Source organism: Megasphaera coli (assembly GCF_900095855.1).
Lineage (GTDB): Bacteria > Bacillota > Negativicutes > Veillonellales > Megasphaeraceae > Megasphaera > Megasphaera massiliensis_A.
In genome coordinates, this window is record NZ_FMIY01000002.1 from 1,179,374 (window position 1) to 1,201,960 (window position 22,587).

General features: G+C 50.6%; 20 protein-coding genes and 1 tRNA gene. 2 read left to right on the plus strand and 19 right to left on the minus strand.

What is annotated here, in order from left to right; translation table 11 throughout:
• Positions 1-88 precede the first annotated feature (88 nt).
• From BQ2674_RS06200 to BQ2674_RS06225, 6 genes are all read right to left on the minus strand, one after another.
• Complete coding sequence (locus BQ2674_RS06200) at positions 89-562, minus strand: copper amine oxidase N-terminal domain-containing protein (protein WP_075572946.1); 474 nt, start codon at positions 560-562, stop codon at positions 89-91.
• Between the two features lie 25 nt (positions 563-587).
• Positions 588-1,520: a hypothetical protein gene (locus BQ2674_RS06205; RefSeq protein ID WP_075572947.1), complete on the minus strand. Its 933-nt coding sequence runs from the start codon at positions 1,518-1,520 to the stop codon at positions 588-590.
• Between the two features lie 19 nt (positions 1,521-1,539).
• Positions 1,540-2,127, minus strand: a complete 588-nt coding sequence (gene pyrE / locus BQ2674_RS06210) for an orotate phosphoribosyltransferase (protein WP_075572948.1) — start codon at positions 2,125-2,127, stop codon at positions 1,540-1,542.
• A 2-nt stretch (positions 2,128-2,129) separates the two neighbouring features.
• Positions 2,130-2,843 carry an orotidine-5'-phosphate decarboxylase gene (gene pyrF / locus BQ2674_RS06215; RefSeq protein ID WP_075572949.1) on the minus strand — a complete coding sequence of 238 codons (714 nt, stop codon included), beginning with the start codon at positions 2,841-2,843 and terminating at the stop codon, positions 2,130-2,132.
• Positions 2,844-2,944: 101 nt separating this feature from the next.
• A complete protein-coding gene (locus BQ2674_RS06220) occupies positions 2,945-3,418 on the minus strand; it encodes a pyridoxamine 5'-phosphate oxidase family protein (protein ID WP_075572950.1) in 474 nt (157 codons plus the stop codon).
• Positions 3,419-3,686: 268 nt separating this feature from the next.
• A complete protein-coding gene (locus tag BQ2674_RS06225) occupies positions 3,687-4,118 on the minus strand; it encodes an Hsp20/alpha crystallin family protein (RefSeq protein WP_083222350.1) in 432 nt (143 codons plus the stop codon).
• 175 nt (positions 4,119-4,293) lie between these two features.
• Between BQ2674_RS06225 and BQ2674_RS06230 the strand changes: the two genes are divergently transcribed.
• Complete coding sequence (locus tag BQ2674_RS06230) at positions 4,294-6,177, plus strand: ABC-F family ATP-binding cassette domain-containing protein (protein ID WP_075572951.1); 1,884 nt, start codon at positions 4,294-4,296, stop codon at positions 6,175-6,177.
• Positions 6,178-6,233: 56 nt separating this feature from the next.
• Positions 6,234-6,309: transfer RNA gene (locus BQ2674_RS06235), tRNA-Ala, on the plus strand.
• 52 nt (positions 6,310-6,361) lie between these two features.
• On the opposite strand, the gene BQ2674_RS06240 is transcribed toward BQ2674_RS06235, so the two are convergent.
• The 13 genes from BQ2674_RS06240 to BQ2674_RS06300 form a co-directional block, all read right to left on the minus strand.
• Positions 6,362-7,561, minus strand: coding sequence for an anaerobic nitric oxide reductase flavorubredoxin (locus BQ2674_RS06240; protein ID WP_075572952.1), 1,200 nt, complete (start codon positions 7,559-7,561; stop codon positions 6,362-6,364).
• Between the two features lie 141 nt (positions 7,562-7,702).
• Entirely contained in the window at positions 7,703-9,619 is a 1,917-nt protein-coding gene (locus tag BQ2674_RS06245; RefSeq protein WP_075572953.1) for a fructose-1,6-bisphosphatase, read from the minus strand.
• A gap of 306 nt (positions 9,620-9,925) precedes the next feature.
• Complete coding sequence (gene hutW / locus BQ2674_RS06250; RefSeq protein WP_075572954.1) at positions 9,926-11,497, minus strand: heme anaerobic degradation radical SAM methyltransferase ChuW/HutW; 1,572 nt, start codon at positions 11,495-11,497, stop codon at positions 9,926-9,928.
• A 1-nt stretch (position 11,498) separates the two neighbouring features.
• Complete coding sequence (locus BQ2674_RS06255; RefSeq protein WP_075572955.1) at positions 11,499-12,020, minus strand: flavodoxin family protein; 522 nt, start codon at positions 12,018-12,020, stop codon at positions 11,499-11,501.
• Between the two features lie 214 nt (positions 12,021-12,234).
• Positions 12,235-12,993 (minus strand): carboxymuconolactone decarboxylase family protein, encoded by a 759-nt coding sequence (locus BQ2674_RS06260; RefSeq protein ID WP_235828829.1) that lies wholly within the window; start codon positions 12,991-12,993, stop codon positions 12,235-12,237.
• A 249-nt stretch (positions 12,994-13,242) separates the two neighbouring features.
• Positions 13,243-13,707: an IS200/IS605 family transposase gene (gene tnpA / locus BQ2674_RS06265; protein ID WP_075572382.1), complete on the minus strand. Its 465-nt coding sequence runs from the start codon at positions 13,705-13,707 to the stop codon at positions 13,243-13,245.
• Positions 13,708-13,888: 181 nt separating this feature from the next.
• Entirely contained in the window at positions 13,889-14,827 is a 939-nt protein-coding gene (locus tag BQ2674_RS06270; RefSeq protein WP_083222311.1) for a helix-turn-helix domain-containing protein, read from the minus strand.
• A 99-nt stretch (positions 14,828-14,926) separates the two neighbouring features.
• The gene (locus BQ2674_RS06275) at positions 14,927-16,639 is read right to left on the minus strand and encodes an ABC transporter ATP-binding protein (protein WP_075572957.1); all 1,713 of its coding nucleotides are present in this window, start codon (positions 16,637-16,639) and stop codon (positions 14,927-14,929) included.
• Between the two features lie 74 nt (positions 16,640-16,713).
• Positions 16,714-17,628 carry a ChaN family lipoprotein gene (locus BQ2674_RS06280; RefSeq protein WP_083222312.1) on the minus strand — a complete coding sequence of 305 codons (915 nt, stop codon included), beginning with the start codon at positions 17,626-17,628 and terminating at the stop codon, positions 16,714-16,716.
• Positions 17,616-19,694 carry a TonB-dependent receptor plug domain-containing protein gene (locus tag BQ2674_RS06285; protein ID WP_083222313.1) on the minus strand — a complete coding sequence of 693 codons (2,079 nt, stop codon included), beginning with the start codon at positions 19,692-19,694 and terminating at the stop codon, positions 17,616-17,618. The genes BQ2674_RS06280 and BQ2674_RS06285 overlap by 13 nt, the downstream gene beginning before the upstream one ends.
• Positions 19,695-19,709: 15 nt before the next feature.
• On the minus strand, positions 19,710-20,507 hold the full coding sequence (locus BQ2674_RS06290; protein WP_075572960.1) for an ABC transporter ATP-binding protein: 798 nt from the start codon (positions 20,505-20,507) through the stop codon (positions 19,710-19,712).
• The gene (locus BQ2674_RS06295; protein ID WP_075572961.1) at positions 20,504-21,499 is read right to left on the minus strand and encodes a FecCD family ABC transporter permease; all 996 of its coding nucleotides are present in this window, start codon (positions 21,497-21,499) and stop codon (positions 20,504-20,506) included. Before BQ2674_RS06295 ends, BQ2674_RS06290 begins: the two co-directional genes overlap by 4 nt.
• Positions 21,499-22,458 (minus strand): ABC transporter substrate-binding protein, encoded by a 960-nt coding sequence (locus tag BQ2674_RS06300; RefSeq protein WP_075572962.1) that lies wholly within the window; start codon positions 22,456-22,458, stop codon positions 21,499-21,501. The genes BQ2674_RS06295 and BQ2674_RS06300 overlap by 1 nt, the downstream gene beginning before the upstream one ends.
• Positions 22,459-22,587 lie beyond the last annotated feature (129 nt).

Here is a 22,587-nt window from a genome sequence, read left to right on the forward strand (position 1 = left end):
GGGACCGTCGTATATTCTTTCCCTATTTTATATATGCGGCCCCGTAAAGTCAAGAAATTTACGATACCGACCGCTACCTTATGAGTGCTTAACGAACGGCCGCATCACCGTCAAGATAGGCCCGCTGCGGCGCAATTGTCAACACGCCGTCCGTTATGGTGACATTATTGAAGAGATCGCGGAAAAACTCTGCCGGCACGTACATGCGGCCGTCAATAATTTGTGCCGCCGCGCCGTACGTGAAATCCTGCGTCAAGTTAATAACCTTGAGTTTTCCCTTACGTCCGTACGTCGTGCTCCCGGGCACGGCCGACAGGGACGCAATGCTCATATCCGCCGTCGCCACCCGCTTCTCGCCGTCCCACGTGACCGTATAGCCGAGACCTTCAGAAACGACCCGCAGGGGCACCATGTAGGCACCCTTTTCTTCATAAATCGTTCCCGCTGCAACCGTGCCGTCAACGGACAGCCTATAGGCCGTCGGCGTCATAGCGCCTGCCGTAACCCCCGGCGTACTGCACAAACAAAATAAAAATAAGAAAACTGCCTTAAATCGTTTCATTGTTTCTCCTTATGTCCAAACCGCCCTACCATTGAAAAATACTGCTGCTTACAGGTGCCACCTCGGGCAATCCTGTCGGTACAGGCTGGACGAGCCAGAATATGAGTACTGCCAACACGGTCATGCCCAGCGCAAGGTAGGAGAACTTGCCGCGCTTCCCGTAGTCATAGACGCCGAAGAAACGAATTGTCAGAGCCGAGCCGATAGTTGTAAACAAGGCGCCTACAGGGAAATAACCGTAAATACCGTAGCCTACGAGGAGGGCAGCAACCATGGCGCTATATATGACGATGGGGTATACCTTGGATAAAAGAGATTCTTTTTCCCGTTTCATAGCGGCAAACCAATCGTCGGCCACAATGCCGCAGAGGCCCGTAACCAAGGCGGAGCCGTAGAGAACGGCATCCCAAAGGGAAACATATTTTCTTCTGTTCCCGGCCATTCCCATAAAGAGAGCGAAGAGAAGGATTAAAAGGCCGGCAAGGAGGTAATAGTATTCCGCCGGAAACCATTGCACCAGCGCCGTGCCGACGGACATAAGAGCGGCCGCCGCAACGGTCAGTTCGACTATGTCTCTTTTATTCGGACGGGAGCGGCCGTCCATGGTACTATACATCCTGGCAAAGGTCTCCGCCAGGAAAAAAGCGATGAAGATAATAATGCCCAAAAATGGGCTGACTACAGCGACGGCAATAGTGAAGATAAGAGGGATGGCCATCTTAAGCCCCGGAAAAAAAGTCAATTCTTTAATTCCCATAACATGCTGCTGCGTATATACCGTGAAATAGGTAAACGTATTGAAAACCAGCATGGTAAGCACGACTTCTACGGGCGTACCGCCGATGTACAAGAGCGAAAGCAGGACAGCCATGCTCAGATTCATGCCCGTAAAGCGGGCCAGTACGGCTGCAATGACGCCGACATCAAAAAACGGTAAAAGTGTCCAAATATTTTCCATTACTGCGTTTCTCCTAAAATTATTTTAAGTGATGGCTGCCCCGTTCGGTCAGGGCCGTGCCGGCAGCACACAAGGGGCAGGCAGCCGGTTCGTACGTCGGTACGGTCAAGTGCAGGAGGGCCTGTATGTCTTTTTGCGGTACGCCGAATTCGGCCTTACCGCCGCTTCTGTCGACGAGAAGTCCTACGCCGACAATGTCACCGCCTGCGGCCTTGACGACGTCGACTACTTCCTTAACGGAGCCGCCTGTCGTCACAATATCTTCCACAATGAGAACCCGCTCGCCCGGCTCGATACGAAAACCGCGGCGAAGCGTCATCTTCCCCTTTTCCCTTTCCGTAAAAATGGCGCGCGTCCCCAAAGCTTTGCCCACTTCGTGAGCGAGCAGAATACCGCCCGTCATGGGACCCATAACGGTCTGTACCCTCTTATTTTTAAAGCGTTCGGCCAATTCCCTGCAGAGCTTCTCCGTATATTCCGGGTGTTGCAGGACGTTGAACTTTTCTACATACAAGGGACTGTGCAGACCCGACGTCAATAAGAAATGCCCTTCCAGCACGGCTTCCGTTTCCACCAAAAGAGCACGTACTTCCGCTTCCGACAACATGCTTATACCTCCTTGATTTCCGCAGCTATCCGCTCGGCAGCCGCCTTCGGGTCGGCGGCCTGCGTAATCGGCCTGCCGATAACCAGCTGCGTTGCACCGTCACGCAAAGCCTCTGCCGGCGTGGCAACGCGTTTTTGATCATTTTTTTGCGCAAAAGACGGGCGAATCCCGGGCGTGACGATTAAGAAGTCCTTGCCGCAAGCCGTACGTATTGCCGCCGCTTCCCGAGGCGACGCGACAACGCCGTCCATACCGGCCTCCTTCGCCAGCCGTGCCAACCGTTCCACCGACGTGCCGACAGGCTCGCCGTGACCTAAAGCCGCCCACGCGGCCTCATCAATACTCGTAAGCACGGTCACGGCCAAAAGACGCGGCCGTTCCATGCCTAAACGAGCCGATTCATTCCGTGCCGCCTCCGCTGCAGACTGCAGCATCAACGCTCCGCCGCTGCCGTGAAGAGTCATCAAATCGGCGCCGAGGCGAATCAAGGCCCGCACGGCCTGAGCCGCCGTATTGGGGATATCATGAACCTTGAGATCGAGAAACACTTTTTTCCCCATATCTCTCAAACAACGAATCGTATCGGGGCCGACACTGTAAAAAAGCTCCATGCCCACCTTGTAAAAAGTCACAGAATCACCCAAGGTAATTACCATTTTCTTCATATCTTCCAAAGAGTGAACATCTAAGGCCGTAATAATGCGGTTATCTGCCATATCCTCACCTCTGCGCCGAAATAACAGGAATACCGGTACATATCTGTTTGATTATCACACGCTTTAATTTTACTGTCAAATATGCCTTCCCATGACCGGCCTTAGATATGAATTTTACAGGTCCATTCCGTAACTGCCAGCTTAATCACACCCATAGTCGGAACTGCAGCTGCCGGGATTTCCCACTCGCTGCTGCCCGTATACGTGCGCATCAATTCCGTCAAGGCCTTTTTCTTCTCATCCCTGTCGGTCAGAACAACTATATCGCCTTTGCCCATGACGGAACGGAAACGAAATGAATGGGCACAGGCTTTCTCGGCATAAACCGTTTCATGTGCCGTGTCCAGTTCAAAAGATGCCCGATTTTGCCGTTTCAGTAAATCATATTTTTTTCCTTGCGCCGCTCCGTGAAAATAAAAGACACCGAAATCTCCTTCCGCAACAAAGGCAAAATTCAGCGGCACAATGTAAGCCAGGCCGTCGTCGCCGATAAGCCCCAAACGGCAGCAATCACACTCACCGACTACCTTACGTATTTCTTCAACCCGTGTCTCTTCCCGATCCTTACGTCTCATCCCGACGCCTCCCTAATTATATATAAATTTACTATATCACAAAATGAGTGCGTGTATAAACAAGAACGACCGAGAACAGTTCCTTTATTGCCTCTTCTTTACAAGCGCGCAGTTTTCGAAACGGTTCTCCTAATGGGCGACACATTTTACAAGTGAACATCAGACCGTGTTATGTCACTACGAAAAAGGCCCTGCGCTCCGAGCTTTCGCTCGGGCCGCAGGGCCTGTATTATACTGAAAGGGCAGTGTCTGTGATTCACAGACGGAATTAACGAATTTCTATTTGCTTACTTTCTTCCGTCTGTTGAGCATCTTCCTTGGGCAGGACGACTTTCAACACGCCGTCGGCAAAGGAAGCGTCAATTTTGCTTTTTTCTACGTGAGGAATAATAAGACGGCGGCAGAATGCCCGGTTTATCCGTTCGCGGTAAACGTAATTCTTTTCGTCCTTATCCGTTTCCTCCTTGTGCTGTGCAGTTACGGACAAGACATTGTTGTCATACGTAACCTGTACGTCTTCCTTATTCATGCCCGGCAAATCTGCTTTCAATTCATATTTGTCGCCGCAATCTTCCAAGTCGATTTTCGGCACGCTCAGAGTCGGTGCGGCGCCGACTACATCACTGAAAAAGGTGCGAAATACATCATGCGGAAATAAAAAGTTGTCGCTGTTTACGAGAGGTAATAAGTTTCTCATCATAATCCCTTCTTTTCTTTGTACAATATTTGTTCTTTTGACTTTTATAGGTATCATGTAGTTCTCTTGACTACGTTTATATCATACATCCTTTTAGCACTCATGTCAATAGAGTGCTAACAAAATTTTTATGGTATAATACGTATCGTTATGATTTACTGCGAAAGGATATATTTCCATGGCGGCTATGAAAATACAAAAACTGACTAAATCCTTCGGTGTGCGCACCGTTTTTAAAGACGTCTCCTTCGAACTCAAACGCGGCGAACGGCTGGCCCTCATCGGCGCCAACGGCACGGGCAAGTCGACGCTTCTCAAGTGCATTACAGGCGAAGAAGACTTCGACAGCGGCAGCATCGTCATTCCGTCGGGCGAGCACTTCGGATATTTACGCCAGGATATTACGATAAACGACGACCTGACTCTGCGCGAAACGATAGACTCGGCCTGGCAGGATCTGCACCGTTTGGAAAAAGAAATCAAAAAAACGGAAAAAGACATGCAGACAGCGCCGGATAACACGGATTTAACGGAGCGCTACGCCGGTTTAATGACGCGTTTCGAAGATGCGGGCGGTTTTTCGTATGAAGCCATGTCCCGCAAAATCGCCGCCGGTCTCGGCTTTACCTCGACCGATTGGGACAGACGGGCACAAGATTTTTCCGGCGGCCAAAAGACGCGCATCAACTTGGCCAAGGCCCTCGTCCGCCGCCCGGAGTTTCTCCTCCTCGACGAACCGACGAACCACCTCGACACGGACATGCTCGAATGGCTCGAAACCTTTCTCCTCTCTTACAGCGGCGCCATCCTCATCGTCTCACACGACCGCTATTTTCTCGACAAAGTGGCGACGGGTATCTTGGAACTGAAGCAGGGCGCACTCACACAGTATAAGGGAAACTACTCGCGCTACGTACGGCAGCGCGACGAACGGCGCAAGTCCTTGGAGCGGGCGTATGAAAAACAACAAACTCATATTAAGAAAACGGAAGAATATATTCGCAAGTACAAGGCAGGCATCAAATCCAAACAGGCGAGAGGCCGCCGGTCGCAGTTGGACAGACTGGAGCGAATTGAATTGACCCCTCACGAAAAAACGCTGAAATTTCGTTTCGCTCCCGTAGAAACGTGCGGTGATAAAGTCCTCGTCCTGGACAACGTGTGCGGCGGCTTTCCGGACAAAGAGCTTTTCCGCCATCTGTCCCTCCTCCTGCGCCGCGGCGAGGCGGCTTCCCTCATCGGCCCCAACGGCGCCGGCAAGACGACACTCCTGCGCATGATTCTCGGTAAGCTCGAGCCAACAAACGGGTACATTACCTTGGGCAACAAGGTTCACGTCGGCTATTTTGCCCAGGAACACACGGAACTGCACGGCAGCCTGCCTCTCTTGGATGAGCTCATGAGCGACTTTACGATGAATGAAGAAACGGCCCGTTCCGTACTGGGACGCTTCCTTTTCCGCGGCGACGACGTCTTTAAGAACGTAAATTCCCTGAGCGGCGGTGAAAAAGCACGCTATGCCTTACTGAAGCTTCTGTTGTCGGGACCGAACTTCCTCATTCTCGACGAACCGACAAATCATTTGGATATTCCGACACGGGAAATATTGGAACAGGCGCTCCTCGCCTTCGGCGGCACATACCTCATCGTTTCCCACGACCGCTATTTTCTCGACAAGATTACGACGCGCACATTAATCTTAGAGGACAAGCGCCTGCACGATTTTGCAGGCAACTACTCATATTACAGGGAAAAAGAAAACGAATCGGCGGCGGCGAATACAAATGCCGCTGACACCGCACCGCAGGCGACGGCAACACAAGAAAACGCGTATCCCGAGACACCGGCCGCAACACCGGTCAAGGTCGTCTCTGGAAGCACGCCGCAGCGACTGGAACAGGCGGAAATAAAAATTGCCGAACTCGAAGCGACCTTGAAGATGTACGAAGTACAAATGAACAGCGCTTCGTCGGACGAGCTCGTTGCCCTCAATGAAGCATACGAGAGAACGAAGGAAGACCTGACCGCCGCCTACGAATGCTGGGAAATGCTGGCCGACTAAAGTGCTTGCCAACGCCCCGTGTTTCATGATACTATTATACATGTTCTGAAACATATGGGGGTGTAGCTCAGCTGGGAGAGCACCTGCCTTGCAAGCAGGGGGTCAGGAGTTCGATCCTCCTCATCTCCACCAATGAAAAGGGACCGCTGTCGAAGCGGTCCTTTCTTTGTTTCTCCTACATTAATTATTCGGCACCGTTTACGGCGTCCATAAATTCCTTGCCGAACCGTACGCATTTCTTGCGCGCATCTTCGTCAGGAACCCACATGAGTTTAAATTCGTCTTTAATTACGTCAAATCCGCCTGCTTTGAGGTGCTCCGCAATCATCTTGGGCGCGTCACCGCTCCATCCGTAGCTGCCGAAAGCTGCGGCTTTTTTATTTTTAAATTTTAGGCCTCTGATCATTTCCATAATGCCGCCAATGGAATACATAAACCCGTAGTTAATGGTCGGCGAACCGATGAGAATAGCCTTGGACTTAAAGACTTCCGTGCAAATGTCGTTCTTGTCGAGCTTGGACGAATTACAAAGCTTAACCGTAACGGACGGATCCGCTTCTCTAATACCTGCGGCAATGCATTCGGCCATGCGGCGCGTTGAATTCCACATTGTATCGTAAACAACAGTCACCTGGTTCTCCTGATATGCTTCAGCCCACTTCTGATACGCTTCAACTATCTGCATCGGGTTGTCGCGCCAAATAACACCGTGGCTGGGACAGATCATCTTAACGGGCACGTTCATGGCGAGGATTTCTTTAATCTTCTTGGCTACCATGGGACTGTACAGGTTAAGAATATTCGCATAGTACTTCATGGCTTCATGGTACAAATCACCCTGGTCGACCTTGTCGTTATAGAGGGATTCACTCGCATAGTGCTGGCCGAAGCCGTCGTTGCTGAAGAGGATTTCTTCGCCCGTCATGTACGTGAACATCGTGTCGGGCCAATGGAGCATGGGCGCTTCAATAAAGACCAGCTTGCTGCCGCCCAAATCCAGCGTATCGCCGGTTTTGACGTTGACGAAGTTCCAATCCTTGTGATAGTGACCGCGAATGATGGCTTCCCCTTTTTTCGTACAGTAAACGGGCGTATCCGGAATTTCTTCCATGAGCAGGGGCAGGGCACCGCTGTGATCGCTTTCGTTATGGTTCATGACAATATAGTCGATGTCCTTGAGGTCAATGACTTCTTTCAAGCTTTCCACATATTCTCTGCCGAAAGGCTTCCACACCGTATCCATGAGAACCGTCTTTTTATCGCGAATCAAATAAGAATTATACGATGAACCTCGATCCGTCGAATATTCTTTGCCGTGAAAGTACACGAGTTCCCAGTCGACTTTGCCGACCCACGTAACCTTATCCGTAATTTTCTTTGCCATAGTGCTACCTCCTGTATAAAAACAACTGCTCCTTACGTTTGTCAGTATACACTTTTCTCTCGTAATTGTTCGTTGTTTTTATAACTTTTTCCTGACAGTTTGTACAAAAAAGCCTGCCGTTCTCAACAGGCAGGCTTTTTTTTACCATTCGCGGCAGTCGTGTTCAAAAATATAGCCCTGTCGATAGGCCGCCAGGAGCCGTTTCAAGTCGGCAATCATCTGCAGGAGCTTTTTACCCGTGTCCGTATCACCGATCATGATCCGCTTCGGTTCAAGCTCGATCTGCACGGAATCGGAAAGGATATCCGTGTTGGATTGCAATACGGATTCGACGTTTGTAAAGGGATAATGTGACTTTAACCGCAAGCCGTAAGAATTGAAGATAAGCGTATATCCGGCAATTCCCGTCGAATTCTGATAGGCCCTGCAAAAACCGCCGTCAATACAAATTCCTTTACCGTCGGCACGAACGGGGCTTTCCCCTTTTTTCACTTTAACCGGCGTATGACCGTTAATGATATGTCCCTGCGGCGAATCGATACCGAATTCTCTCAGCATGGCCGCACAGGCATCTTTGTCCCTGTTCAAGGTGTAATAAGGATTCTGAGGTTCTTTCCATGTCGACTCGTCGGCAATATAGCTCCGTTCCAGTGTCTTTACAACGCGTCCCGACATGGGCGAGTCATAGCCGCACCACAGATACCACATGTAGTCGAGGCTGTACTCGTCGCGCTGCTCGAAAGCGCGGCGGGCAAGGAAGTCGGCTTTGTCCATAAAGGCCTTACCGGCATACTTTTTCCCTTCCAGCAGGACTTCCGTAAAACTGCCGTCTTCATTCATGGGAATACCGCCGTGGAAGAGGAGGTTGCCGTTGTAAGCACGGTATACCGAGCCGTGGCTGTAAAGGAAGCGTATATGTCGCTGCAGGCGTTCGCTGCCGAGAAAGCGCCGTTTCATTTCCGCCATCAGCTCCGCTTCGCCCTCGCTCAGAGCATACGGGTCGCTGCGGTCGACGGTGGGAAAATCTTTTGTCGTAAGCTCATACGTTCCCGACGGCAATGTGACCGTACCTTTATCGAAATCGAAATTCTTGAATATGAGCCTGTCATCCATGCCGTACTCGGGGCGGCGCATAATCGTCTGTCCTTCAAGCTTGCAGAGAAGGACGTTAATGGCTTTGACCATGGGGTCGATACCGTCGCCGGCGGTATACGTATTGACTGCAAAGAGAGCCAATGAACGCAGACTGATGCCGTAACCGTTTTCGAGAATTTCCAGATTATGGTAACGCACGTTATTGCGCAGTACATTAATGATACACGCCAAATCACCGGCAGCCGCGCCCATCCAGAGGACGTCATGGTTGCCCCACTGAATGTCCAGGGAGTGGTGATGCATGAGTTCGTCGACAATTTTATCGGCATGGGCGCCGCGATCGTAAATATCCCCGATAATGTGCAGATGGTCGACGGCAAGGCGCTTAATGAGAGCCGTCAGGGCAAAGATAAACTCGTGAGCGCTGACCGTTTCCAATATGGTATCAATAATCTTGGCGTGATAAGCATAACGGTTTTTGTCTTCATCAGGGCGGGCGTGCAAGAGCTCATCAATAACATAGCGAAAACTTTCGGGCATGGCTTTGCGGACTTTCGACCGCGTGTATTTGGAAGAAAGCAGTTTTGCCAAGCGCAGAAGCTCTTGCAATATCGTGCGCGTCCGCCCGTCGTTGAGAAGTTTTTGCTGTTCCATAAGAGCCAGCTTTTCTTTCGGGTAATACACAAGCGTCAACAAGTCATCCTGCTCGTCTTTGGTCAGGGATTCACCGAAGAGGATCTCCACCTTCTCCCGGATAACACCGGAACAATTATTTAAAATATGATAGAACGCCTCGTATTCACCGTGAAGGTCGCTCATGAAGTGCTCCGTCCCCTTCGGCAAATTAACGATGGCCCGTAAATTGATAATTTCCGTAAACGTAGCGGCCTGCGTCGGGTAATCCTTGGCTAAAAGCGCCAAATACCGAAGCTCCTCCGGCGTATATACCAGTTCTTCCTTCATACATTGCACCACACTTTTCTCTATCAGACTCTGCCTAAACAGTACCTATTATGTATTCTATTATACCATACTGTCGAAAAGACCACACACAGAACATACCAAAAAGAGATGGCCGCCGCAACCATTTCGCACAGATGAAACACGGTTTTCCCAAGCTCGGAAAACAATATATTGAATAGTTCCCATAGTATGGCAAGGTATGCCGATTTGCCTCCGAACCGTACGCGAAAAGGCCGCACCCCCGCCGTACCGGAATGCGGCCTTTCCGTTTATGGAGATGTTATATAATAGTCTAATCGCAGTTAATTATTCGCGCATACTCTTCATGACGGTCTGTATTTCTTCGGGCGTCATGGAATTCATGGCTTCCGTCATCATGGCCATGGCTTCGGGCGTCGGTCCGCCGCCGGCGGACTTGGCTTTTTTCATGGCATCAATAATGCGCCGCACCTTATCACTCATGGCCTTCGTTTCTCCGCCTTCCTGGGCGGCAATGCCTTGCAGGGACATGGTCTCCTCTCCTTTAATCAAATAATTGATACATTCAACGGTAGTCTGCGCCAGGTTCACCTGCCAGAACTCGCCCGCTTCGGTCAGACGATACTGCACACCGTTATACGTCACGAGGCCCTGTTTTTGCCAGAGCTCATAGAGCCACTGCAAATCGGCAAGCCGTCCGTCCGCCTCTGCGAGAGCATGTAAATCGAAGTACCCCTGCTCCAGCTGAGCTAAGGTTTTACTGACGAGGGGCTGTACGTCCGACTGTTTGACGAGAGCCATGAAGGGCTTTTCGCTCTTTTCCACAGCCTTTTCATACGTGTCGAGCGTACGATAGAGCATGGTCGAATAACCGTCCAGGTTGCCGCCGGCACCGCTGCCGAAGGGAAACATGGTCACGCCTTCTTTGGCATACGTATTATAGAGGCTGCGTTCCCTGTTCGTCCGGCTCCAATGGCAGGCGCTGAGACGATTGTATTTGCGTGCTTCCAAATAGCTGCGTCCGAAAGCAAACATACGCGCCTGCTCCTTCGTCGTTGCTGCCGGCGGCAAAGCACCGGCCTGTATGCGTTTGGCCAGATCGCTGTTGTCGAAGACATTGAGCTGGTACAAGTCGACGCCGTCCACGCCGGACTCAATAAGGCTATTCAAATCGGCCTTCCAGATTTCATGTGTCTGACCGGGCAGACCGTAAATGAGATCGATGACGACAACGCACTGGTTATAGGCACGCAAAGCGGCGAGATTGCGCAGCACCGTCTCCTTATCGTCCAGACGTCCTACTTGCCGGCGCACGGTCGTATCAAAGGACTGCACGCCCAAGGACATGCGGTTTACGCCGCCGGCCATCCAAGTATCCATCTTCTCCGGCACGAGGTCATGAATACGGCCCTCCATGGTCAGCTCATAATCATTAGCCAAGGGCAGGCATTCACGAATGGTCTGCAGAAGGCGCTGCGCATTGCGCACGGACAAAGACGTAGGCGTGCCGCCGCCGATGAAGACGGAGTGAAGCAGTCCGTTCTTTAAACGGGGCGCCGCACTTTCCCTCTGTAAGTCGAGAATAAGGGCATCCACATAGGCGTCTTCTACTGCCTGATCCGTCCCGTTCTGAAAAAAAGCGCAATAAAGGCACTTGGTCTTACAAAAGGGAATGTGGATATATGCGGTCTGCGTCGGGTTACCGACAGGTTCTTTTTCCATGAGACGCTGCCAAATATGCTGTGCTTCGGCAGGACTTACAGGCGTACCGTCAATCCCGGCATGTACGACGCGTTTACGCGGAAAGGCTTCGATCAGAGGATCCGCGCCAATCCGGCCGAACTGAAATTCCCGTTGCTCGGACGTCATTTTTTCGTATAATGCGGCCAATGTGCCCATGTTATGCCTCTCGTCCCTTACTTAATACGCCGGCCGCAAAGGCTTTTGCCGCAGCCAAATCCGCCGCATCGGGATGCTTGGCCGCTTCGGCGTGCAGGGCGTCCCGTTCGGGACTCTTGCCGTGCGCTGAACCGGCGGGAAACATTTTGTACATCATTTCGATCAACTTCGGATCGACCGCACCTTGGCAAATAAACGAATCGACAACAGTCACACCTTCCGGTACCAAAGCGGCCCCGTTGGCCAGAGCCTGTGCGGCGTGTTCCGATTTCGGATCGGCGCCGAGAGTTGCGAAGATGCCGGCCTTGCAGGCAGGCAGATTTTTCAATATTTCCTGCGCTTCCGCATTGGCATTGCCCTTGTCTACCCAAAACCCGACAAAAATATAATCATATGCCGACAAGTCGGCAGGAACTTCTTTCACATCAACGCAGGCCGTCCCTGCCGGAAGCCCTTGGCAAACTGCTTCGGCAACTTTTTTCGTATTACCCGTACGCGAAGAATATAAAACAATGCAATTCATGTAGTGTCCTCCTTAATCTCTGCAGTTGTCACCCGTTTGCTCGTCAAAACAACATCGTCCAACTTCTTGTATCATAACAAAGTTATATACTTGTTTCTACTCCATTCAGTCGCCAAATAATCCAATCGGACACGATTTTCGTACTGCCTTGTCCGGAACTCAAAAAATGCCGCCCCACATCTTTCAGGCAACATTTTTCGGCTTTATGTGACACTTACTTCAAATTTTCATATTCTTCATCCGATACGGGTTCGCACCACTCGTTACTCGTCTTTTCGCCGGGCACCCCAATGGCAAGATGGGAAAAGTAGCTGTCCTTTACTGCGCCGTGCCAATGCTTAACGTTTACGGGAATATTCACGACATCACCCGGATAGAGTTCGCGTACCGGTCGGTCTTCTTCCTGATAGTAACCGCGGCCTGCAACACAGACGAGGACCTGGCCGCCGCCCTTCTCGGCATGGTGAATATGCCAATTATTACGGCAGCCGGGAGCAAAGGTCACGTTGTGAATGGGAATCTGCTCCGTCGAGAGCGGTGCCAAGTAACTTTTGCCGCTAAAATACCGTGCATACGCATCGTTCGGCGCGCCGACGGGGAAGATCATAGAATTCGCATATCGCGCGAAGGCATCGTCCGCACACTCCGGCTCCGACCAGACATCTCTGGCGAGAGTAAATGCCGCCCACGCCTTAGGCCAGCCCATATAGAAAGCGGCGTGTGTCAGTATTTCCGCGATTTCGGTCTTTGTGATACCGTTCTTCCTTGCCGTTTCCAAATGATAACGCAGTGAATTGTCCGTAATCCCCTGCGCAACAAGGGCTACAACGGTGACAAGACTGCGGTCGCGCAGAGAAAGCGCATTCTCCCTGCTCCACACTTCACCGAAGAGCACGTCATCGTTGAGCCGGGCAAATTCCGGAGCAAAATCCCCCAACTGTGTTCTGCCTGCCGTTTGTTTAATCGCCATCATACAACCCCCTTGTCTCTTCCTGTTATCAACCAATCATAAGTCGGCACTTATATTATATGCCAATTTCAAAATTAACGGAATCGGCATCTTTGCCGGCATAAATCATAACCACCAGTAGAACTGGTGGTTTGCTCTGACCCTATAAGGGTCTATCTCTTGTGGTAGCACCAAATGGTGCACTGAATAAAATCCGGCAATCACATCACTGTTACTGGCAGCCCCCTACTCGGGGGCTCTTTCTTTGCCTACTTATGTACTCTTCTTACCCGTAAACGGGTCTACATACTCTTTGAAATCCAACGTGTCCTGTGCTATATCTTCCTGCAGTTGTTGTCGGATATAGGTTTTTATCGCACCTTCGTATTTTCCTACCGTGTCCACATAGTAACCCCGACACCAAAAATGTCTATTGCCATACTTATATTTTAAGTTTGCATGTTTATCAAATATCATTAAACTGCTCTTACTTTTTAGATATCCCATGAAACCGAATACACTTAGATGTGGTGGTATTGTCACCAGCATGTGGATATGATCCGGACAACATTCTGCTTCCAGTATTTCTACGTGCTTCCGGGTGCACAACTCCCGCAATATTTTTCCTATATCCACCTTTATGGTCCCATATATAGCTTGTCTTCTATATTTGGGCGCAAATACGATATGGTATTTGCATCTCCATTTACTGTGTGATAAGCTTTGTACGTCATTCATTGACAGTGAACCTCCTATCCGTTATGTGATGTGGTTGCCAGACCATCATCATTCTAACACAGGAGGTTCCTTCTTTTTCTATAAGTATTTTTTGCTCCCCCAGTAAACTGGGGGTTTAGTCATGCCTGTTCGGCGCCAAACAAAAACGCCTGTAAGGAATTTTCTTACAGGCGTTTTGAGACTAACAGCTGCGACGATATTCACCGGGAAGTTGCCCTGTCAGTTTTTGAAAGGCTACTGCAAACTTGCTGCTGTTTTCGTATCCCACATAGTTGGCAATTTCCATAATGCTGTCCTGTGTATTTAAGAGCAGTTGCTTCGCCTTACTGATACGATATTCTTTAATATATTGTGAAAGGGTACTGCCGTAAACACCTTTAAAGCATTTTTTCAACGTCGTCGGCGCGATACCGTGTTTTTTTGCCAATTCTTCAATCGTAAATTTCCGTTTCATGTTTTTTGTAAGTTCCCATTGGATTTCCTTGACAATATTAACCTGCTGAAGTGTAAAGGTTTCTCTTTTCTCAGCGGGAATTTCTTCAATTGTACTGAAAAAGAGAAGAATTTCCAACAGTTTAATGCGAAAGTACTGCTTTTTTATAGATTCGGGAACGTGGTACAGCTCGTAAAACAGATGCTTCAGTTTTTCATCTTCCTGCATGATGGCCGCAAAGTCCGTATGCCGGCAAAACCGCCTGCTCATACATTCCAAATCGATAACCTTTTTACCGAGCTGCCGATCCAATGCTTCCTGCGCCTGCGGCAGAGAGAGAAGAATTGTCACACCGTGGTAATGAGAGGACGGAAAAAATGATTTATGGCAGTAGGCGCTGCGCCGCCGCCAACCGACGGACATATCGCCCTTTCCCATATACAAATATTCACCGTTATGGAAGTTACACTCAATTCGACCTTCTTCACAGTGGTTGATGGCAAACACATCGGGCATAGGCCGCGCTTCACAATCCAAATAAGGCATATGGATATCCAAGTACATCAAAGTAATTCCCGGATATACGGCATACCCCGTCATCTTCGCCTGCCCCGTTTCGTCTTTGATTTCATAGACGTTACCATGGTGCATGCTGTTTGTCATTTGCATTTCCTGCGCGTTTTTCATAATGTATGTCCTTTCCGCATACGAATACTTATATAAGGTTGAATACCTTTTTTGCATACTTATATTATGCTTTTATTGATAGCATATGTCAATATTCTCTTAAGTCCGTCTAAATTGTTCCATATATAATTCGTAATACAAGCCTCTTTTTTCCATTAATTCCTCATGTGTTCCCGCCTCTGCAACTCTGCCGCCTTGCAGAAAAACAATACAATCCGCATGCCGCACCGTTGCCAGGCGATGAGCAATCATAAGAGTCGTCCGCTTTTCCGAGAGAGCCGATAAGGCTTGAAGAACAGCTTTTTCCGCCTTGTTGTCCATAGACGCCGTCGCCTCATCCAGGATGAGAACGGGCGGATTTTTCAGAAATATGCGGGCCGCGGCAATACGCTGTTTTTGCCCGCCCGACAATTTTACACCCCGCTCACCGATAAAGCTTTCATAGCCGTCGGGTAAAGCGCGAATAAACGAGTCGGCGCCTGCGGCAACGGCGGCGGCAACGACTTCTTCATCCGTCGCATCCTCTCGGCCGAGGCGAATATTCTCACTAATGGAATCGGAAAATAAATACACATCCTGCTGCACGATACCTACAGCCCGTCTCAGCGATGCGAGCGTATACGAGCGCACATCCTTTCCGTCGAGCAGAATTCTCCCTGCCGTCACGTCATAAAAACGCAAGAGCAGAGATACAATGCTGCTCTTGCCGGCACCGGTCGCGCCGACAAGGGCAATTTGTTGGCCCCGTTTTATGGACAGATTAAAATCCTGCAACACGGGGAGACCCTTTTCATAGGAAAAGTCGACGTGCTCAAAAGTGATATTCCCACGGACTGCCGCCGGCTCAAGCTCAAAAGAGCCGTCCTGTACGGACGGAGAAAGAGCCATGATTTCCTCATAGCGGCGGAACCCGGCCATGCTGCGCTGATACTGCTCCGTTAACATGGTCACCTGCATGATGGGCCGAATAAAAAGCATGAGGTACATGAGAAAGGCGACAAGATCCGTCAGTTCCAGTTGCCCATCTATAATGAGGATACTGCCCACGAGGATAATGGCCAAATTGATCGTATTGGAAAAAAAGACAATCGTCCCTGACAAATAAGCCTGAAACTTGAACGTACCGCGTTGGGCCGCCGCCAAGTCATCCGACGCTGCCGCAAAACGCTGCAGCGCCTTCGCTTCTCCCGCAAAAGCCTTGATAAGGCGCACGGCACCGAGGAGTTCTGTCGCCTGTCCGCTCAAAGCGCCGAGCTTACGGCGAGTTTCGGCAAAGGATTTCTTCATGCGGCGGTTAAGGAGAATCGTATCGCCCGTTTTCAGTAAAATGAGCAGGAGCACGCATACTGCGAGAAACGTATTGATGTAAAAAAGAAAAAAGGCACTGCCGCCCATGGTGATGAGACAAACGACGGACAAGTTGGGCAATTGAAACATAAAGTTGCCTACTTCCGAGATGTCCCCGGTCAGGCGCGATACGAGGCGGCCTGTCTTTTTTCTGTCAAAAAAGGCAAAATCGAGCCCTTCCAAATGGCGAAAGAGGGAACGGCGCAAGTCGTTTTCTATGGATACACCCATGTTGCGGCCACAGCGATAGACAGTGTACGTCGACACGAGGCAGACACAGTAGAGCATAAATAGAAAGGCCCCTTCGCGCCAAAGCTCTCCTATATCCCGCGCCGGCAGGACAACGCTCAACATGTGACGCACGATCATGGGAAAGACGATTTCCAGCCCTGCCGCCAAGAGGGCTCCGCCGATGACAAGAACCAGGCTTTTTTTATAAGGTCCGTAAAATTTCCAAAACTTCATAATTTCTCCTAAAGAAAACGGCAGGCTCACAGATTGCGTGGCCTGCAAGCCTGCCGCTTCGGTCTGGCATAACCTTACTTGTCCCGCGAGACAAATACCAAATAGTCACCATCTTGCCGATGTTCTTCCGCAAAGGAAACGATGTCACCGTCATCGGCTTTGTATTCAATAGAGTCGACAATGATTGTTTTCAGTTGCGGTCGTAAGACCCGCAGTTTTTCAGGAACACCGAGCCCCTCTTCGCTGTGAAAAGCACCTTGAACATGAAAAATGAGAGCATCTTTATGGGCTGCCGCATAATCGCTTATACTTTCGGCCATCGCATCGTCCTTCAAGCACTGGGCGCGAAACATGGGTTCTATCCGTTCTTCCGGAACGACCATGGCACCGGCAGTCATGCCCTTCATGGTCATAGTGAACTTTTCTCTGTACGCCGCCGAACCCTCTCTGTGGATTCGCGGCAAATACAGCTTATCAGCCGCATCCAAGCCGTCAAGAGCCGTGCCGTGTGCATACGCGGCAGCCATGCGCCGCGGTATATTGGCAGCCACTACGGGAATTCCCTTCTCCTTGGCAAACATAATCAGCGGCCTGTAGGCGGATTCATAGTTGGGCCACGGCCGGGATTTGACAAGAAAGGCCGTTTCATCCGTGCGTCCGCTCAAAAAATCGTTCACTGTATCTTGCGTATCGCGTTCAAACATTTCCATTGAAAGGACGGTACGCTCACCGTACCGCCGATACAGCGACTCGAGCAAGGCAAGCTCCGCCGCATGCGCCTGTGTACTGTCGTGAAGTTCGCCGAAAAAAACGACGCCGCCCTGACGATCGCAAGCCGCAGTAATGTCATCAACCGATACGTTTTTCAACGCAGCCGACTCCACTATGGGCGGAATCGGCCCCGCGACGGCAAAGACATTACTGCCGATACATAAAAACACGCCGATACTCACCGCCAGTCGAATCAGCCGGTCCATTACCATTTCCATTCTGCGCCGACGCGCCACATTCTGCCGTCCACGTACAGGTCGTCCACTTTCTTATTAAAAATATTGTCGACACCGCCATATATGGAGAAAGCTTCATTCAGCTGCTTGTTAAAAGAGAAATTAACCGTATTATAGGTGTAATCATCCCCGTCATACCGGTAATCCTGCGCGAACTGATCCCAAAGAATGGCGCTGAAGCCGGTTTGCTTATTGTTGTCGTCGTAAATGAGTTGTGCCGTCGTCGTCGCTCTGGCGCGTCCGTTCAGCCGTTCGTGACTGTGCTTGTCGGTCGCATCCAGCCAATTGTGTGTCAGCTTCACAGTCCAACGCTTGCCGAAATGCCTGCCCACTTCAGCTTCGACACCATTGATCTGCGCGTCATCTATATTGACATAGTGATATTGCACTCCTGTGGAGCCGGGGATCCGTTCCGTCGTGATCAAATTGGAGACTTTGTTGTTAAAATAGGTGACCTTGCCGAACCAGTCCCCTTTATTGCCTTCCACACCGAAATCAAAGCTGCGCGATTTTTCCGGATCCAAATCGGGATTACCGTAAATATTTACGGTCGTCACACCCATAGCGCGGTGCATACGCATGTAGAGTTCACTGATCGTCGGCGCCTTGTAACCGTATCCCCAGTTCGCTTTAAACCGCCAATGAGGGTTGAAATTATACGTCAGGCCGACCTTAGGCGTCACTTCCGATCCGAACTGGCTGTTGTGCTCGAAGCGCAGGGACGGAATGAGGTAAAGCTTATCGTTTACCTGCCACTGGTCCTGAATATATGCGGCATATGAATCGATGTGGTGCGATTTTTTATCCTTCGACATGCCAGAAGCGGAATCGCCCAAGCGGGTACCGGTATATTTTACGGTTCTGTATTCGCCGCCGAAAGTCAAATTATGCTTGTCGCCGATGTACATCGTATTTTGCGCTTCCGTTACCCACGTGCTGTATTTAGCCGAATCCATATCCTCTTTCGGATATTGCAGATTATAATTTATCGGTCCCATCGGAGTTATGACGGAGCCGGCAGGCAATACCCGTTCATTAAAGAGATGGGAATATTTCTTCAGTTCATTATAATACGAGCGTACTTTATATTCATTCCGCTTGGTCTTTCCCGAGTATTCTACACTGAACCCGCGCTGTTCATTATCATACCATTCTTTCTTGTTTTTATTGGTAAACCTCCATGCCACCGGCGGAAATGTACCTGTAAAAATACGCGACCGCGTATCGGGAAAATCGGAGCGGAAGTTTTCTTTGCCGTAATCGATGTCAAAGCGCAGCTTGTTCTTATTGGCATTTTCAAAATCATATTGCGACGCCAGATGGAAGAGCTTTCTCATACCGTACATAGAACGCGTATAACCGTCCGTTATGGAGCTTACGGCATGTGTCATAGGACTGATCGTCTCCGTATAGGTATAGCGATTATAAGGACGTCTTCTTTCCAAACGGCCGTCAATGCTTGTAGTCCATCTGCCATGCTTGCCGAAGTCGAAGTTGAAGTATTCCGACGTATGCAGCGTGCCCGTCGACACGCCGACTCTGCCGCCCGCCTCTTTCGGCACCTTCGTAATAATATTGATAACGCCGCCCATCGCATCGGATCCGTAAAGAGAACTCGACGGACCGCGAACGATTTCAATCCGATCAATATCACTCACGTTCAGGCGCTGCAGGGCGTAGACGTTCGTCGTATTACTTGCATCTTCACCGGAATAGCGTTTGCCGTCTACAAGAATAAGCGTATGATTTGTACTCATGCCCCGGATCTGCACGGACGTTCCCGTCATTCCCGCCTTGGACAGATTTAAATTATTGGCCAAAGCCAGCGCGGTCAACACGTCATCGGCCCCCATCCGTCTGATATCCTTGGCCGTAATAACTTCCGCCGCCTGCGGCTCCGCCTTCAGCGTTTCTTCCGTACGCGAAGCCGTGACGAGGATTTCCCCCGTATCGAGCCTGTTGCCTTCATTATCGGCTGCTGCCGCCACATTTCCCATAAGCGTCGCCGTCAATGCGGCAAAGACGGCAAGCCGCTGTGTTCTTTTCATGTATATTTCCCCTTTCTATATATGTTCACGTAAATAAGGCATGCAAATCGGTTGCACTCTGTTTCCCTGCTGTATTTCCGTCACGCACACGTTGACATCGTATAACCGCTCCAGTACGTCTTGACGAAAAACCTCGCCGACCGGACCGTCCGCCACGACGCACCCGTTTTTTACGGCAATGAGGCGCTGACTGAAGCGGGCGGCGTAGTTTAAATCATGCATGACCATAATAATCGTAATCCCCGTCTGCGTATGAAGACGTGTAATGAGTTCCATCAACTCCAGCTGATAATGTATGTCGAGAAATGTCGTCGGCTCGTCAAGCAGGAGGATCTTCGGCTCCTGAGCCAGCGCCATGGCAAGCCACGCCCGCTGCCGTTCTCCGCCGGACAAGGCACCGATACGCCGCTCCTGCAACTCCGTCAACCCGGTGGCGGCGATGGCTTCATCAACAGCCCGTTCGTCGTCTCTCGTAAGGCGTGAAAAAGCCGAACCGTAAGGGATGCGCCCGCACGTAGCCAAATCCCGCGCCGTCATGTCGCCGGGTGCCTGCGCCGACTGGGGCAGGACGGATATCCGCCTCGCAATGGCGGAGGAAGGCATGTCCCGCATGTCCCGTCCGTTCAGATAAACGGCGCCCCGACGCGGCGGCAATAAGCGGCCCAGAGCCTTTAAAAGCGTCGACTTGCCCGACCCGTTCGGACCTATGATAGAAACGATTTCCGGCTTCATGAAAGAAGCATTCATGTGCTCGGCAACAACGCGTTTGCCGTATTGTAAAAGACCGTCTCTGATTTCCAAAGTATCGTTCATGTATGCATCCTCCTCTTCAACAAGTATAAAAAGAAGGGCGCTCCCAAAAAGGAGAGAAAAATACCGACGGGAACTTCGACGGGACTGAACACGGTGCGTGCCGTCATGTCCGCAAAAACGACGAGAGCCGCACCGAAGATGGCCGACGCGGGCAGGAGAAATTCAAAGTCCGAGCCGACGATAAGGCGCATAATATGAGGTACAATAAGACCGACAAACCCGAGAAGGCCCGCAACGCTGACCGCCGAGGCGGCGAGAAGAGCGGCCAGGGTAAGCAGAAAAAAGCGTGTCCGCTCCACCTTGATGCCGAGAGAAGCAGCCACGTCGTCACCGAGCTGCAGTGCATTCAACTTGCGGTAACTGCACAGTGCGGCAATGATGCCGACGCAGCTGTACGGCAGAATCATGAGCACATGACGCCAACTGTCGCCTGCAAAACCGCCGGCCATCCAACTGACCGTGCCCTGGATTTTGTCAGAAAAGAAGACCGACAGGGCTGCCGTGCCGCCGCCGAAGAAGGCCGCAATGGCAACGCCCGCCAAGATAAGACGCAGCGGATGAATGCCGTGTTCCCAGGCGAGCATGAAAACTATAAGCGATGCGAGAACGGCGCCGCCAAAGGCTGCAAAGGGAACGAAGTATGTCAATTCCGGTGTAATGAGCATCAGCGCCATGGCCGCAAGACCGGCACCGGCCGTTACGCCGATAATACCGGGATCGGCCAGGGGATTGCGCAAAATCCCCTGCAGGATACAGCCGGCCAAGGCAAGGTTCGTCCCCGTCAGGGCGGCACAAAAAACGCGGGGCAGACGAATGTAATAAATAATCCGATAGTTTTCCGCCGTCGTCAGGCCGCACAACACATCGGCCACTTCGTGCAGCGTAATAGGCACGGCGCCGGCTGCAATGCCGCCGAAAAGTGTGACGGCAAGCAGTCCGACGCCGACCAGGAGCGTTAAATACCGGCGCGTCAGCCTTTTATCTTCGTGCATTATTCATTGCTCCCGTCTTCATACAAATCGTGATAGAGAATATCCATGGCTTTGGCAATGCGCGTGCCCGGATTTACGGAAAAGAGATCACCCGACAGGTAATAGATACGGCCGTTTTTGACGGCGGTTACATCTTGCCACAAGGGATTTTCAGCGAGGTCTTTCTTAAACGAATCGACAATAGCCGGATTGGGCATCATACTGATAAAGAGAACGGCCTGCGGATCTTGCTTGACAATATATTCCATGCTGAGCGGCACAAAACTGTCCTCAACGGATACAGTACCGTCGGCAATATTGACCGCTCCCAATTGCTTTGCCAAATCGCCGCTGAAGGACTTGCTCGTCGCCATGCTGAAGCTGCCGGGTGCGCCGAAGACGATGAGTGCCCGCGGCGGCGTCTTGCCCTTCGTCTTGGCAACGACGTCTTTGTACTGCTCTTCAATCCGCTCCTTTTCAGCTTTTGCCATATCTTCCTTACCCGTAAGCTCGCCGAAGAAGGTCAGCGTATTGAGTACATCTTCATACGTGTTCAGATTGTTGATGTACAAGGGAATACCCGCTTTAGCCAGTGTATCGCGAATACCTGTATGGAAGGGAACATTGACGCCGATAACCAAATCCGGCTTTAAAGAAAGGATGGTTTCAACATTGGGATTATGAATAATACCTACTTCCGGCACGTCGGCCACTTTTTCCTTCAAGTCCGGTGCAATAGATTGGGATGTCGGCTTGCCCACGGCCGTACCGCCGACAGCATAGTACATATCCAGGTTGGATGCGTTCAAAAAAACGACTCGCTGCGGGTGAACCGGAATGGAAATCTTCGTTCCCGTGCTGTCCGTCACGTCCCGCATGGCTGCCGTCGTCATGCCGTTGTCGCGCAAACCTATCCAGGCGACGGCACCGAGAAAGCAGACGACAATGAGGCATAAAATAATTTTGATTACCTTACTCATAAGACCTCCTTATTTTGATTTTATTTTTCATTTACGTATATAATCTTATAAAATGGAAAGGTATATGTCAATTATAAATACTGACCAATATAGTTATTTTCCCGTTTCAGCACAAAAAAAGCGAGTGTA

Coding starts and splice junctions, on each gene's coding strand:
- BQ2674_RS06200 (WP_075572946.1), bottom strand. CDS start 562: ATGAAACGATTTAAGGCAGTTTTCTTATTTTTATTTTGTTTGTGCAGT.
- BQ2674_RS06280 (WP_083222312.1), bottom strand. CDS start 17,628: ATGGAAATGGTAATGGACCGGCTGATTCGACTGGCGGTGAGTATCGGC.
- BQ2674_RS06300 (WP_075572962.1), bottom strand. CDS start 22,458: ATGAGTAAGGTAATCAAAATTATTTTATGCCTCATTGTCGTCTGCTTT.
- BQ2674_RS06295 (WP_075572961.1), bottom strand. CDS start 21,499: ATGCACGAAGATAAAAGGCTGACGCGCCGGTATTTAACGCTCCTGGTC.
- hutW (WP_075572954.1), bottom strand. CDS start 11,497: ATGGGCACATTGGCCGCATTATACGAAAAAATGACGTCCGAGCAACGG.
- BQ2674_RS06205 (WP_075572947.1), bottom strand. CDS start 1,520: ATGGAAAATATTTGGACACTTTTACCGTTTTTTGATGTCGGCGTCATT.
- tnpA (WP_075572382.1), bottom strand. CDS start 13,707: ATGAATGACGTACAAAGCTTATCACACAGTAAATGGAGATGCAAATAC.
- BQ2674_RS06240 (WP_075572952.1), bottom strand. CDS start 7,561: ATGGCAAAGAAAATTACGGATAAGGTTACGTGGGTCGGCAAAGTCGAC.
- BQ2674_RS06270 (WP_083222311.1), bottom strand. CDS start 14,827: ATGAAAAACGCGCAGGAAATGCAAATGACAAACAGCATGCACCATGGT.
- BQ2674_RS06275 (WP_075572957.1), bottom strand. CDS start 16,639: ATGAAGTTTTGGAAATTTTACGGACCTTATAAAAAAAGCCTGGTTCTT.
- pyrF (WP_075572949.1), bottom strand. CDS start 2,843: ATGGCAGATAACCGCATTATTACGGCCTTAGATGTTCACTCTTTGGAA.
- BQ2674_RS06285 (WP_083222313.1), bottom strand. CDS start 19,694: ATGAAAAGAACACAGCGGCTTGCCGTCTTTGCCGCATTGACGGCGACG.
- BQ2674_RS06230 (WP_075572951.1), top strand. CDS start 4,294: ATGGCGGCTATGAAAATACAAAAACTGACTAAATCCTTCGGTGTGCGC.
- pyrE (WP_075572948.1), bottom strand. CDS start 2,127: ATGTTGTCGGAAGCGGAAGTACGTGCTCTTTTGGTGGAAACGGAAGCC.
- BQ2674_RS06245 (WP_075572953.1), bottom strand. CDS start 9,619: ATGAAGGAAGAACTGGTATATACGCCGGAGGAGCTTCGGTATTTGGCG.
- BQ2674_RS06260 (WP_235828829.1), bottom strand. CDS start 12,993: ATGATGGCGATTAAACAAACGGCAGGCAGAACACAGTTGGGGGATTTT.
- BQ2674_RS06220 (WP_075572950.1), bottom strand. CDS start 3,418: ATGAGACGTAAGGATCGGGAAGAGACACGGGTTGAAGAAATACGTAAG.
- BQ2674_RS06255 (WP_075572955.1), bottom strand. CDS start 12,020: ATGAATTGCATTGTTTTATATTCTTCGCGTACGGGTAATACGAAAAAA.
- BQ2674_RS06225 (WP_083222350.1), bottom strand. CDS start 4,118: ATGATGAGAAACTTATTACCTCTCGTAAACAGCGACAACTTTTTATTT.
- BQ2674_RS06290 (WP_075572960.1), bottom strand. CDS start 20,507: ATGAACGATACTTTGGAAATCAGAGACGGTCTTTTACAATACGGCAAA.